We start from the raw sequence: 14,448 nt of genomic DNA, 5'->3' as shown, positions 1-14,448 counted from the left end.
TTAAACGTTTTTGTTTTTTAATTAAGTCTGCTTGTTGTTTTATTTTTTCATAAAATTCTAAAAATTGATCATCTGTTAAGCTATTTATTAATTCTGTAATTATTTTTTTCATTAATTATTTACCTCCATATATTAAAAATATACCTAATTTTAGGTATATTTTATAAATATCAAGAGTTTTCGACAAAATTAAAGMTTTTTATTAAAAAWTWWAATWTTTHACGTGAAACATTGCAGTTTTTTTGGTTTTTCTTTTCCTTGCCTGTTTAAAATGTTTCACGTGAAACATTTTAAACAATAACAGTATGACCTTGAAAATAAGGCTGCAATTTTTTTGGAATTGTAATAGTTCCATTTTCATTTTGATAATTTTCTAAAATGGCAGCAATTAAACGATCAATTGCTAAACCTGATCCATTTAAAGTATGAACATATTTTATTTCATTATTATCATCACGATAACGTAATTTCATCCGACGTGCTTGAAAATCAAGACAATTTGAACAAGACGAAATTTCCCGATATTTATTCTGACCATGCATTCATACTTCTACATCATATGTTTTTGTTGAAGAAAATCCCATATCACCTGAACACAACAAGATTACACGGTATGGAATTTCTAATAATTGAAGAATATTTTCTGCATCTAATACCATTTTTTCTAATTCTTCAAATGAAGCTTCTTCGGTAGTAAACTTAACCATTTCAACCTTTTTAAACTGGTGTAAACGAATAATTCCTTTTGTATCACGTCCAGCAGAACCAGCTTCCTGACGAAAACATGGTGTATAAGCAGTATGATAAATTGGTAACTGATCTTTCTCCAAAATTTCTTCACGGTATAAATTAGTTACTGGTACTTCTGCAGTTGGAATTAAATATAAATTATCTTTTTCAATATAATATAAATCCTCTTTAAATTTTGGCAGGTTTCCTGTTCCATACATAATTTGTGGTTGTACTAAAATTGGTGGTTCAATTTCAATATAATATCGTTTTGCATGTTCATCTAACATAAAGTTCATTAAAGCACGTTCTAATTTAGCTCCCATTCCTTTATATACTACAAAACGTGAACCTGATATTTTAGTTCCCCGATCAAAATCAATTAAGTCTAATGCTGTCGCTACTTCTCAATGTTCTTTTACTTTCTTATGATTTGGAATTTTACCTCATTTACGAATTTCCACATTATCGTTTTCATTTTTCCCACTAGGAACTGAATCATCTGGAACGTTAGGCGTAACTTCTAAAATTGCTTTAATTTTTTCTTCAACTTTATTTAGTTGTTCATCAATTACTTCCATTTCTTGTTTAATAGTACTAATTAATTCTTTAATTGTTTGTATTTCTTGGTCTTTTTTTTCTGCTATTAAAATTCCAACTTTTTTTGATTCAAGATTTCGTTTTTCTTTTAATTTTTCTGATTTAACAATTAATTTGCGACGTTGAACTGATAATTTTTTAATATCTTGTAAATATGAAAAATCATCATGCCGGCGGTTTAATTTCTTCATTATTTCGTTAAAATTTTCAACAATTTTTTTCTGATCTAACATTTTTATCTTTCTCCTTCAATGCTAATTTTCTTTTTTAAAATTTCAATAACTTCTAATTTATCATCTTGTTCTAATCGCATAATTTTAACACCCGATGTTGTTCGGCCAAATAATGGAATTTGTTCTAGCGAAACACGAATAATATTTCCTTTTTTTGTTCCTACTAAAATATTTTCATCACCATTTACAGTTTGAACAAATTTTAAATATCCTGTTTTATATGTTAAGTTCATTGACTTAACACCCTTAGTATTTCGTCCTGTCAAACGATAATCTTCAATTGCTGTTTTTTTCGCATAACCATTTTCAGTTACTGATAAAACATATTTCGCAGACCGTCCTGAACTCACCCCAATGGTTTCTCCAACAACATCGTTAGCAATTCCTTTAACCCCTACTGATTGTCGTGTCATTGGCCTAATTTCTTCTTCATTAAATCGAATTACTTTTCCAATATTATTTCCAATAATAACATCATCATGTCCTTTTGTAATAATCACGCTTACTAATTCATCATTATCTTTTAACTCAATTGCTACTTTTCCTGTTTGACGAATTTGATTAAATTCACTTATCTTTGTTTTTTTAATAAGACCTTTTTTTGTCACAAAAAATAAATTATCCTCTGTTGAAATTGACTCATCTATAGCAATAATTGTTTGAATGCTTTCTGTTTTATCAATTGCTATTAAATTAATAATTGGTAACCCCCGTGCATGTCGTGAATATGTTTCAATTTGATAAGCTCGTAATTTATACACTTTTCCAAAATTTGAAAAAATTAATAATGAGTCAATACTATTAGCACTAATAATTTTCTTTAAACTATCTTCAATATTTGCTAAACCAATAATCCCTTTTCCACCACGATTTTGTAATTTAAAAGTATCATCAGCTACTCGTTTAACATAACCATCTTGTGTTAACATAATTAAAATGTCTTCCCGGCGAATTAATTCTTCTGGATCAATTTCTGTTAACTCTTCCTTAATAATGTGACTACGCCGCTCATCACCATATTTTTTCTTGATTTCTGTTAATTCCCTAATCATAATGTCAATTTGTTTTTCACTATTATTAATAATCTCTTCTAATTCAGTTATTGCTACTTTAATATCTTTAATTTCATTAATAATTTTTTCAATTTCTAATCCAGTTAATCTTTGTAAGCGCATTTCTAAAATTGCTCGTGCTTGTTCAACTACCAAATTAAATTTATTAATTAAAGCATTTGATGCAATCTGTGTTGTTTGTGATTGTTTAATAATTGTAATTACTTCATCAATATTATCAAGCGCAATTTTTAATCCTTCTAAAATGATTAAACGATTACGATTTTTCTTTAATTCAAACTGACTACGTTTAATAATAATATCAATTTGATGTTCAATAAAATATTTTAAAATTTGTTTTAAACCCATTACTCTTGGTTGGTTTTTGTATAATGCTAAAATATTTAACGAAAAATTAGTTTGAAGTGGTGTTAATTTATATAACTTATTTAAAATAACATTTTCTTGAACATCACGTTTTAATTCTAAAACAATACGAACCCCCTCCATGTTTGATTCATCACGAAGATCACTAATTCCATTAATAATTTTGTCGCGAATTAATTCTGCAATTCGTTCCAACAATTTTGCTTTATTAATTTGATATGGAATCTCTGACACAATAATTCGTCTTTTATTATTATTTTCTTCAATATCAATTTTTGAACGAATTGTAATTGCTCCATTTCCTGTTTCATAAGCTTTAATTAAGCCGTTTCCAGCCGTAATTAATGCTCCCGTTGGAAAATCAGGTCCTTTAATAATTTTCATTAATTCAACAGTTGTTATTTCAGGATTTTTTGTTACCGCAATAACACCATCAATTACTTCATTCAAATTATGAGGTGGAATATTAGTTGCCATTCCAACAGCAATTCCACTAGCACCATTAACTAATAAATTTGGAAAATATCCTGATAAAAAAGTCGGTTCTTCTTCACTGCCATCATAATTGTCAATAAAAATTGTTGTTTCTTTTTCAATATCTTTGATTAGTTCACCAGCAATTTTACTCATTTTTGCTTCCGTATATCGCATTGCCGCTGGAGCATCACCATCCATTGAACCAAAATTTCCATGCCCATCAATTAAAGGATAACGATAAGAAAAATCTTGTGCCATCCGAACCATTGCTTCATAAACAGCAGTATCACCATGCGGATGATATTTCCCAATTACTTCACCAACAATTCGAGCTGATTTCTTATGTTGTTTATCGTAAGTCATTTTTAAATCTCACATTGCATAAATAATACGGCGATGAACTGGTTTTAATCCATCACGAACATCAGGAATTGCACGTGAAACAATAACTGACATTGCATAATCTAAAAAGCCATTTTTCATTTCATCAGCAATATCAATATCACGAATTTTACCATCATAATCATATCCATCATTTTCTGATTTCATCATTATATCTCCCTTCTAGACATCTAAATTTTTAACATATTTTGCATTTTCACGAATAAATTTTTTTCGTGGTTCAACATTTTCACCCATTAATTCATTACAAATTAAATTTGCTTCAAATGCATTATTAACAGAAACTTTCAATAATAAACGCCGTTCTGGATCCATTGTTGTTTCTCATAATTGTTCTGGATTCATTTCTCCTAATCCTTTATAACGTTGAATTGTATAATTTTTATTTTGTTTTAATAATTCTTCTTTATAAAGTTCTAATTCATTATCACTATAAGCATATTGAATCTGATTACCATTTTGAATTTTGTATAGTGGTGGTTGAGCAATATAAATATTGCCATTTTCAATCAAATCTTTCATATAACGATAAAAAAATGTCAATAATAAAATTCGAATATGTGCACCATCAACATCAGCATCAGTCATAATAATTACCTTTTGATAACGTAATTTTTTATCATTAAAATTATCTTTAATACCTGCTCCTAATGCGGTAATAATTGAATTAATTTCATTATTTTCAAATATTTTAATTTGTTTTGCTTTTTCAACATTTAAAATTTTTCCTCGTAATGGTAAAATTGCTTGAAATTTTCGATTTCGACCAGATTTAGCACTTCCACCAGCAGAATCCCCTTCAACAATATAAAGTTCAGCTATTTTAGCATCTTTTGTTTCACAATCTGCTAATTTACCTGGTAATGAAAAACTATCCATTACGGTCTTACGACGTGTTGTTTCTTTTGCACGTTGTGCAGCAATTCTTGCTTTTAATGATAAACTTATTTTTTCAATATTTTTTTTTGCATCTTCTGGATTTTCTAACAAATAACTACTTAATCCTTTTCCAACAATATTAGAAACAATTTTTTTAACTTCACTATTTCCTAACTTTGTTTTAGTTTGACCTTCATATTGCGGATCCGGATGACGAATAGAAATTATTGTTGTCATTCCTTCTTTAATGTCATCTCAAGTAAATTTATCTTCGTTACCTTTATTATTTTTATTAATATTTTTAAAATAATTATTTATTTCACGAACAATGGCTAATTTAATACCTTCTTCGTGGGTTCCACCCTCATGGGTATTAATGTTATTACAAAAAGAAAAAATATTTTCTGAATAATTGTCATTATATTGTAACCCAAATTCAACAACAATATTATCTTCTATTCCTTCAACATAAAAAACATCGTTTAGTGGCGTACCAATTGTTTTATTTAATTCTAAAACATAATCTTTAATTCCATTATTAAATTGATAAACAACCATTTTTTCTTCATCATCTTCTCGTAAATCAACTAATGATATTTCTAATCCTTTATTTAAAAAAGCTAATTGTTTAATTCGATTTTGAATTGTTGAAAAACTAAAAATTGTTGTTTCTTTAAAAATCTTTTCATCTGGTAAAAAAGTTACTGTTGTTCCAGTTTCTGAAGTTGAACCAACTTCTTTAATTGGTGTTAAAATTTGACCACCATTATGAAACTCCATTACATATTTTTTATTATTTTTTCTAATTTCAACTTTTAAATATTTACTTAAAGCATTAACAACACTAGCTCCTACTCCATGTAAGCCACCAGAAATTTTATATGTATTTGAATCAAATTTTCCTCCTGCATGTAAAATAGTAAAAACAGTTTCTAATGTTGAAACTTTTGTTTTTGGGTGAATTTCAATTGGAATTCCACGGCCATTGTCAACAACTGTAATTGATTCATCTTTATTAATGATAATTTTAATTTTATTAGCAAAATTAGCTAAAACTTCATCAATTGAGTTATCAACAATTTCTCAAACTAAATGATGTAAACCTCTAGCATTTGTCGCCCCAATATACATCCCTGGTCGTTTTCGAACTGCTTCTAAACCTTCTAAAATTTGAATTGATTCTGAATTATAATTATCACCCATAAATAATTCTCTCCATTTCTGCTTTCTTTTATTTTACCATTATTACCTAATTTTAGGGCTAAATTATCAAATATATTTTTAAATATTCTAAAAAATATTTTTATATTTTTAGTGTCTAATTTAACCCTATAAAAAAGTTATAAAATAAAAAAAACTCAATAATGAGTTTTTAATATGATCGAATTGGTAAAACTAATTGTTGTAATGTTGGATCATCATTAGCAGTAATAATTAATGGTTTTGTTTCATCAATCATTTTAATTGTAATTTCTTTTGTTTTAAAGGCTTTTAAAGCATCCAAAATATACTTTGAATTAAAAGCAATTGTTTGGTCTGCTCCTTCAACTTTAAAATCTTTAATTTCTTCTTCTGTGTTACCAATTTCTTGCGTAAATGAAGTAACTAAAACTTTTTGTTCTTTTATTTTTAATGTAACAATTGTTGTCATCGCCTCATTTGATAAAACACTAGCTCGCTCAATAATTTTAATTAGTTCACGATTATTGATTGTTAATGAAGTATTAAAGGAAGTTGGAATAACTTTACTTGTATCAGGATATTTTCCTTCAATAATTTTTGTTTGAACAATTGTATTATTAATAATAACACTAACTGACTTATCAGTAATTTTCATTTTAATTTCTTGGTCATTTTCTGAAATTAAACGGCCAATTTCATTAATAAATTTTCCAGGAATAATAACATCAAAATTATAATTATTACTATAAGCAATCTTTTTACATGATAATCGAAATGAATCAGTGGCAGTAATTATTAATTCTTTATTATTTTGATCTGTTTTAATATTTAAACCATTAAAAACTATTCTTTTTTCTTTTTCTCCAATTGCAAAACTTGTTTGTGAAATAATTTCTTTTAATACTATACTTGTAAAATTTATTTCTTTACCCTCTGTTTCAAATGATAAATGTGGATAATCTGCTGAGTTTAATGTATTTAAAACTGAATCAAAAGTACTTGCTTTGATTTTAATTAAATTACCCTCAACTACTTCCAAGGTAATAAATTCATCTTCAATTTTACGAATAACTTCAACAATAAATTTATTTTTAATTAAGACACTTCCAATTCGAGTAATACTTAAATCAGTGCCCATAATTTCTGATTTAATTGATGTATCACCATCAGAAGTAGTAAAAGTAATTTTGTCTTTTTTAACTTCAATTAAAATTCCTAGTAGTGAAGGAATTAAAGTCTTTTGAGAAATTATTCGACTTACTTTCAATAATTCATCTAATATTTTATCTCTTTTAATGTTTACAATCATTTTGTTACTCCTTACTTTAGTATATTCTGTAATATATAAATAATTATATACTATATACTATTGTTAAAACATTGTTTTTTATTTATTAGTATTATAATGTAGAAAATGTGGAAAACTTTGATAAAGTTTTAAATAATATTATTTTTTATTAAAAAATAAGCGTGGAAAACATTGTGTTATTTTCCTTCAATTTTTCTACGAATTGCATTTACTAAATGTTTAAATTCTTTGTTTGTGCTAATATGTGCTTCAACTTTTTTAACACTATTCATAACAGTTGTGTGGTCTTTACCACCAAACTCAGTTCCAATTCTTGTAAATGGTTCATCTAATAATGTTCGACAAAAATACATTGCTAATTGTCGTGCTTGCATTACATTACTAACTCGTGATTTACTCATCATTGCTTTGATAGTAATATTATAATTATCAGCAACAATTTGTTTAATTTTTTTAGGGGTAATTTTTTCATTGTTTTGCAGAGGAGCATTTTTAAATGCTTTTTCAACATCAGCTAATGTAATAATTTCATTTGGTTTTTTGTTCATAACAGCTAAAAATAATAATCGCTTAATTGCTCCTTCTAACTTTCTAACATCACTGTTAAAATTTAAAGCAATAAATTCTAGTGATTCTTCTGAAAATAATCCTAAGTTATTTTGATGTTTTAGTTTTTGTTCTAATATTTTAAGAGCTGTTTCAAAATCTGGTGAATCTAAACCAATACTTAAACCATATGAAAAACGAGAAATAATTCTAGATTCAAAACCACCTAGATCATCAGGATATTTATCAGAAGTAATTACAATTTGTTTATTTTTTTCAATATATGAGTTAAAAATATGAAAAAATAATTCATTTGTTTTATTGCGTTTTGCTAATAATTGTATGTCATCAATTAATAAACAGTCGTAAATATCATAAGATGTTTTAAAAGCTTCAATAATTTCATGTCCTTGATTTAAAATATCCATAGCAATTTTTCCAAACTCATCAGCTTTTAAATATTTTACTCGGTTATTTGTTTTATAAATTTCATTTACCTTATTTTCAATTGCGTGTAATAAATGTGTTTTTCCTAGTCCAGAGTCTCCATATATGAATAATGGATTTCATTTTTTTCCAAGATCTAGAGCAACTGCTAAAGCTGCTTGCATTGCTTCATGATTAGAATCTCCACGAACAAAATTTTCAAAAGTATAATTTTCATAATAAGCAATGTTATTGTTTTCTGTTAATGTATCAATTTTATTAATTACAGATGCTTGTTTATTAATATTTTTTTCTAATTCAAAAGAAATATTATATTGGATTCCAGTCAGTTTTTTTAAGATATTTTTAATTTTTTCATTTAATCCTGCTTCAAAAACACCAATTGCAATTTCTGATTTTGTTGTAATTAAGCAGTTATTATCAGATACAGTATATAAGTTTGTGTCACTAATATAGTAGTTGTAAATTTCTGGGGAAACTGATTCATCACGAGATAATATTTCTTTAACTTCAATCCATAATTCTTTTGTGTTCATTAATTTCATCTCCAATAGTTTTTATCGTTATTAATTATAAATAAAAGATGTGGAAAAGTATTAAAAAATGAGCAAAATTAATAAAAATTAATAGTTTTCCACATTAAATATTTTTTATATTATCTTTAAAAGCATTGTTTTTATTGATTATTTTTATTGTTTTCCACATTATTAACATTTTATGGTGTAAATTGTTTTTTATTGTGGAAAGTGATAAAGTTTTACAATAATMTTTATTAWTMMAAATASTAYNWACAAANATACTAGTTATCAAAAGTTAAATAAGATTAGTAAATTACAATCCAGTCTTAAAGAAGCCTTAATTCATTATCATGGTTTGGGTTTCACTAATATTCAAAATTATTTAAAGCTCTGAAAATGAAAATACCAACACAAAGGTTTAACACCAAACCAACAATCAACGGTATTATATTTTAACGTTTAAAAAATTTAAAGCAAAATCATAATCTTACACAAAATTAGTTTTCAAATTGTCATATTGATGATTTTTTTTATTTCATCAAGAGTTTTCGACAAAATTAAAGATTTWWTATTAWTATWTTTTTAAAAATATTTACAATTATTTTAATAGGTTATGCAAGAAGTCTAATTAATATGGATGTTCTTAAAAAATCTGAAAGTAATTATTATATTGATGATGTTAAACAAGATTTTTATTCGTTAGATAGTTTATTTCAAATTTTAGATTATTTTTATTCTAATGTTTTGAGAACTATATTTGATATTTCAAATTTTAAAGAACAAATTTTTTTCTCATCTAAAAATGGTAATTTAGGTTTTGTGTTTTTTGTAAAAAATGGTTTTTTATTATATCCAAAATCAATGTTATTTAATATTTTGAGATTTCCAAATACAGATGAGGGTTATTTGCGACCACAAATTCAATTATATAATGCTTATACTATAAATAGTAATAATGAATATTTTTCTTATTATTCAAATTGAGATTATATTACTGATGTTTTGCCTTCTAATAACGATAAATATACTCAATCAATAAAATTATTAGATATGACAGATAATTCAAAATATCAAGGTTTTAATTTAATTAGATTTAATACCACTAGATTAACAGAAAAAAATAGTATTGCAATTTTAGGTTTTAATTTTAGCATTTATAATGCTGCTGATTGAAATAATGAAATTAATAATGGTAATATTTGAGAAATACCATATAAACAATGTGATTTATTTCATATTGGCGGTTGTTTTGAAAATGCGGCAATTTGATTAGTAAATAAGATGCCACGTATGAAAGATGTTTATAATTTTGTTAATGGCATAGTACATGTATTTAGTAATGTGTCTGAATTATTTAATAATATTGGTAATTTGTTTGCTTTTGATATTGCATTTAAGATTATGTTAAGTTCTATATTAATTTTAGCGATGGTTAATGTACTTTTACGCTATTTTTAGTATATAATGTTGTTAGTAAAAAGTAAGGTGGTGTGGTGGTTTATCCACGCGCCATCTTACTTAAAGGGGTAAAAGTCGCGGAGCGACTTAGGGGCAACGCCCCTTTCCTTGATACTTACAATAATCCTATATATACTAGAAATATGGTCTAATGTCTCTACAGTTAACCTTAAATTAAATACTATAGGTCTTAATTTATTTTTAATTTGTTAAGACTGTTTGTTAATTGGTTTTAATGGTCATGTTTCTTTTATTAAATTTTTTGTATTAAATATTTTGGAGGAACAAACATGCAAATTAAAAAATCTTATACCTTTGATGATCTACTATTAGTTCCACAAAAATCAGATATTTTACCATATCAGATTGACTTAAGAACTAAAATAACAAAAAATATTGAATTAAATATTCCTTTTATATCTTCAGCAATGGATACTGTTACTGAATCAAAATTGGCAATCGCAATTGCTCGCGAGGGTGGAATTGGAATTATTCATAAAAATTTATCAATTGATAAACAAGCAGCAGAAGTTGAAAAAGTTAAACGTAACGAGTCAGGTTTTATTATTAATCCGATAACATTAAAACCAACAATGACAGTTCAGGATGCTGAAAATATTATGGCTCAGTATCGTATTTCTGGTTTACCAATTGTTGATGAAGAAAACAGATTATTGGGAATAATTACAAATCGGGATATTAGAGCATGTCATGATTTAACTGCTTCTGTGGATAAATTTATGACTCTAAAAAACTTAATTACAACTCATGAAAATATTGATTTAGAACAAGCAAAAGATATTTTGTTAAATAATCGTATTGAAAAACTACCAATCGTTAATGAAAAAAATGTGTTAATTGGGTTAATTACCATTAAAGATATTAATAATCGTGACGAATATCCTAATGCTTGTAAAGATGAACAAGGACGATTACGAGTAGGTGCAGCCGTTGGAATTGATGAAAATACATTATTACGTGTTGAAAAACTTGTTGCCGTTGGGGTTGATGTAATTGTTGTTGACTCAGCGCATGGTCATAGTCAAGGTATTATTAATATGGTTAAAAAAATTAAAAAAGCTTTTCCAACGATTAATTTAATTGCTGGGAATGTTGTTACTGCTCAAGGAACTTTAGATTTAATTGCAGCTGGTGCTAATGCAATTAAAGTTGGTGTCGGACCAGGAAGTATTTGTACAACAAGAGTTGTTGCTGGAGTTGGAGTTCCTCAAATGACAGCCATTAATGATGTTTATGAGGTTTGTAAAGGAAAAGAAATTCCAGTCATTGCTGATGGTGGAATTAAATATTCTGGGGATGTTGTTAAAGCACTTGCAGCTGGTGCTAATGCAGTAATGATGGGTTCAGTTTTTGCATCAACATTTGAAGCACCTGGTGAAGAAATGATTGTTGAAGGTAAAAAATATAAAACATATATGGGAATGGGCTCATTAGCTGCTATGAAAAAAGGTAGTGCTGATCGTTATTTTCAAGATAAAAATCGTAAATTAGTTCCAGAAGGAGTTGAAGGACGAGTTTTATTAAAGGGTAAATTAAGTGATATTTTATTTCAATTTATTGGTGGTGTACGGAGCGGTTTTGGTTATTGTGGTGCAAAAAATATTCTAATGTTGCAAAAAACAGCTCAGTTTGTGGAAATTTCAAATAATGGTTTAAAAGAATCACATCCACATGATATTGCAATTACCAAAGAACCACCAAATTACACAAAATAATATTATTATAAGCAAAAAGATAAATGGAGATGAGAAAGCATATCAATCTCCATTTTTATTTTTAAAAAAATATTATTTTAATTGATATTTTTTATTAATTAAGATATTATTTATATGATCTCTTAATAATTTATATCATAAGGAGGTGCTAGTAATGAAAAGAACGTGACAACCAAGTAAAATTAAACATAAAAGAACACATGGTTTTCGAGCAAGAATGGAATCAGCTTCAGGCCGTAAAGTTTTAAGTAAAAGAAGAGCGAAAGGAAGAAAAGTATTATCAGCTTAAAAATGCTGGTAAAATACTTTATTTTTCTATTTGTGTCGAAATGTGAAAAAAAATTTATTGTTAAAAAAAATTATGAATTTCAAAAAATAATAAATAATCGTTCTTTTATTATTAAAACTAACCCTTATTTTATTTATTTTAAAAGAAATGATCTTAATTATCATCGTTTTGGAATATCTGTTGGTAAAAAATTAGGAAATGCTGTTGTTAGAAATAAAGTAAAAAGACAAATTCGAAGTATGTTAAATTTTGATTTTTCAGTAACAGAAGGTTATGATCAAATCATTATTGTTCGAAAATCATATTTTAACAATAGTTATTTAATTAATAAAGAAATTTTATTAAATCAAATCAAAATGTAAAAAGGAGGCCAAATAGTGAACTATCGTGATTATATTTTCTCCGATGGGAAAAGAACACGAAAACCTTGATATTCAATTGCCTGGAAATGAACAAAATTAGTCCTGTATCTTTTTTTAATTATATCAATGTTATGAGGTTGTGGGCAAATGATGGTTCCAAAATATGGGACTGCCCAAATTTTAGATGTTTCTGGTCAGAAAGTATATAAACCAGGAGTTTTCTTTGAAATTATTTTAGGATACGCTAATGTTGGGAAAGAACACTTTTTTCATTTTGAAAATGGACAACTATATGAATATCCATATTTAGCAATTAGAACATGATCTGATGCTTTTGTTAAAACATCTTCACCATTTTATGGTTGTTTTGTGTTTCCTGTTGCTTGAATTTTAGTTAATTTAATTTATGGTTTTGGTGGATTAGATAATGGTGCAGGAATTATTGGCGCATTATTCTTAACTTCATTAATTGTGCGTTTAATTACTTTAATGTTTAGTTGAAAAGCACAACGAAATCAAGACAAAATGCAATTAATGCAAATTAAACAAGCAGAAATTCAGGCCAAATATAAGGGTTCAAAAGATCCGGCGGCAAAACAAAAGCAACAAATGGAAATGATGCAGTTGTATCGCAAAGAAGGAGTTTCACCATTATCCACAATTGGTTCGTCTTTTTTATCAATTCCGTTTTTAATTGCGATGTATACTGTTGTTAGAGCAACACGAGAATTAAAAATGGCGACAATTGGGCAAATTTCTTTAATTGAAAAGCCATGAGATATGATTACTAGTGGGAATTATGTTTATTTAGCTTTATTATTTGTATATTTGCCTATTCAAATTTTTTCGATGATTTTACCAACTATTTTAAATCTTCGTAAAACAAGAGTTATTACAAAGGAACAGAAAAAAGCACGTAAACGGCAATTTATTATGCAAGGAGTAATGATTGTTGTCTTTTTTGTAGTTACAATTTCAATTGCATCTGGGGTTGCTATTTATTGAATTTTCTCAGCCTTTATTCAAATTTTACAAACATTAGGATTTCATTTCTTACAAGTTAAGAAACGAAGTAAAAAAAATAAAAACAAAGAATCATTTGGACAAAGAATTAAACATTTATTTGTTAGAAAACAACATTTAAAAACAACTAATAATATTGAAAATGTTGAAATTACAAAAACAAAACAAGTAAAAACAAATAATGCCGATAAAATTTCTTATAATCCGGTTAAATCAAAACCTAAAAAATCTAAATTTTCTTTACATAGTAAGAAAAAAAATAAAGATTAATGATTTTCATAAAAAAATTTAAGTCGCAAAAAAAATTAGAGAATTTTTAAATAATTCAAATAAAAACTTCTTTTATAAAACTGAATTATCAACAAAATGATTTTTTCAGCGACTAGAAGTAGCCTTTTTTTGAAATTAATGATATTATTTCTTTTTGTAAAGAACATTTAGATAGTATTATCAAAGATATCTTATTAACGAAAGATTATAAGATGTCTTTTTCATATTCTAATAAGCAATTTTTAATTACATTAAATATTAGAGGTTTTAAAATAAATATTAATATTTTTGATTTTGTTTTTATTCTAGAAACATTATTAGACTTCTTGCATAACCTAGTTATTTTAAAATTTGTAGAATAAAGGATGAAGTAGGAAAAAACAACCCTTATTAAAGGGTTGTTTTTTATTTGAAATAAAACAACTCCTAAAAGGAGGTAATGATAATTAAACAACAAAAAATATGTGATGTTAATGATTGTTATAAAGCAATATCATTTATTACTGAAAAATTTTTATCAAATAAAGTTTTATGAACTTGTGAAAAWWA

10 protein-coding genes and 1 riboswitch are annotated in these 14,448 nt (G+C 26.3%); of the genes, 5 read left to right on the top strand and 5 right to left on the bottom strand.

The window, feature by feature from the left end:
- Window positions 1–290: 290 nt before the first annotated feature.
- The 5 genes from serS to dnaA all read right to left on the bottom strand — a co-directional run bounded on the left by serS (window position 291) and on the right by dnaA (window position 8,779).
- Complete coding sequence (gene serS / locus EHV01_RS00760; RefSeq protein ID WP_422065765.1) at window positions 291–1,562, bottom strand: serine--tRNA ligase; 1,272 nt, start codon at window positions 1,560–1,562, stop codon at window positions 291–293.
- Window positions 1,563–1,564: 2 nt separating this feature from the next.
- The gene (gene gyrA, locus EHV01_RS00755; RefSeq protein WP_422065766.1) at window positions 1,565–4,027 is read right to left on the bottom strand and encodes a DNA gyrase subunit A; all 2,463 of its coding nucleotides are present in this window, start codon (window positions 4,025–4,027) and stop codon (window positions 1,565–1,567) included.
- A 15-nt stretch (window positions 4,028–4,042) separates the two neighbouring features.
- The gene (gene gyrB, locus EHV01_RS00750) at window positions 4,043–5,962 is read right to left on the bottom strand and encodes a DNA topoisomerase (ATP-hydrolyzing) subunit B (protein ID WP_422065764.1); all 1,920 of its coding nucleotides are present in this window, start codon (window positions 5,960–5,962) and stop codon (window positions 4,043–4,045) included.
- A 169-nt stretch (window positions 5,963–6,131) separates the two neighbouring features.
- Window positions 6,132–7,250: a DNA polymerase III subunit beta gene (gene dnaN / locus EHV01_RS00745; RefSeq protein ID WP_422065763.1), complete on the bottom strand. Its 1,119-nt coding sequence runs from the start codon at window positions 7,248–7,250 to the stop codon at window positions 6,132–6,134.
- Between the two features lie 176 nt (window positions 7,251–7,426).
- Window positions 7,427–8,779, bottom strand: a complete 1,353-nt coding sequence (gene dnaA, locus EHV01_RS00740; protein ID WP_422065762.1) for a chromosomal replication initiator protein DnaA — start codon at window positions 8,777–8,779, stop codon at window positions 7,427–7,429.
- A gap of 615 nt (window positions 8,780–9,394) precedes the next feature.
- Here dnaA and EHV01_RS00735 point away from each other — a divergent pair.
- The 5 genes from EHV01_RS00735 to yidC all read left to right on the top strand — a co-directional run bounded on the left by EHV01_RS00735 (window position 9,395) and on the right by yidC (window position 13,899).
- Window positions 9,395–10,219, top strand: coding sequence for a spiroplasma phage ORF1-like family protein (locus EHV01_RS00735; RefSeq protein ID WP_422065761.1), 825 nt, complete (start codon window positions 9,395–9,397; stop codon window positions 10,217–10,219).
- Between the two features lie 106 nt (window positions 10,220–10,325).
- Window positions 10,326–10,423: riboswitch (purine riboswitch) on the top strand.
- Window positions 10,424–10,509: 86 nt separating this feature from the next.
- The gene (gene guaB / locus EHV01_RS00730) at window positions 10,510–11,955 is read left to right on the top strand and encodes an IMP dehydrogenase (RefSeq protein WP_422065760.1); all 1,446 of its coding nucleotides are present in this window, start codon (window positions 10,510–10,512) and stop codon (window positions 11,953–11,955) included.
- Between the two features lie 154 nt (window positions 11,956–12,109).
- Window positions 12,110–12,244, top strand: a complete 135-nt coding sequence (gene rpmH, locus EHV01_RS00725; RefSeq protein ID WP_004028019.1) for a 50S ribosomal protein L34 — start codon at window positions 12,110–12,112, stop codon at window positions 12,242–12,244.
- Between the two features lie 32 nt (window positions 12,245–12,276).
- Window positions 12,277–12,606, top strand: a complete 330-nt coding sequence (rnpA, locus tag EHV01_RS00720) for a ribonuclease P protein component (protein ID WP_422065759.1) — start codon at window positions 12,277–12,279, stop codon at window positions 12,604–12,606.
- A 15-nt stretch (window positions 12,607–12,621) separates the two neighbouring features.
- Window positions 12,622–13,899 carry a membrane protein insertase YidC gene (gene yidC / locus EHV01_RS00715; RefSeq protein WP_422065758.1) on the top strand — a complete coding sequence of 426 codons (1,278 nt, stop codon included), beginning with the start codon at window positions 12,622–12,624 and terminating at the stop codon, window positions 13,897–13,899.
- The last annotated feature ends 549 nt before the right edge of the window (window positions 13,900–14,448 follow it).

The sequence above is a fragment of the Spiroplasma sp. hy2 genome, assembly GCF_044714365.1.
GTDB classification, from domain to species: Bacteria; Bacillota_I; Bacilli_A; order Mycoplasmatales; family Mycoplasmataceae; genus Spiroplasma; species Spiroplasma phoeniceum.
This window is presented reverse-complemented; position numbering and strand designations above follow the sequence as displayed.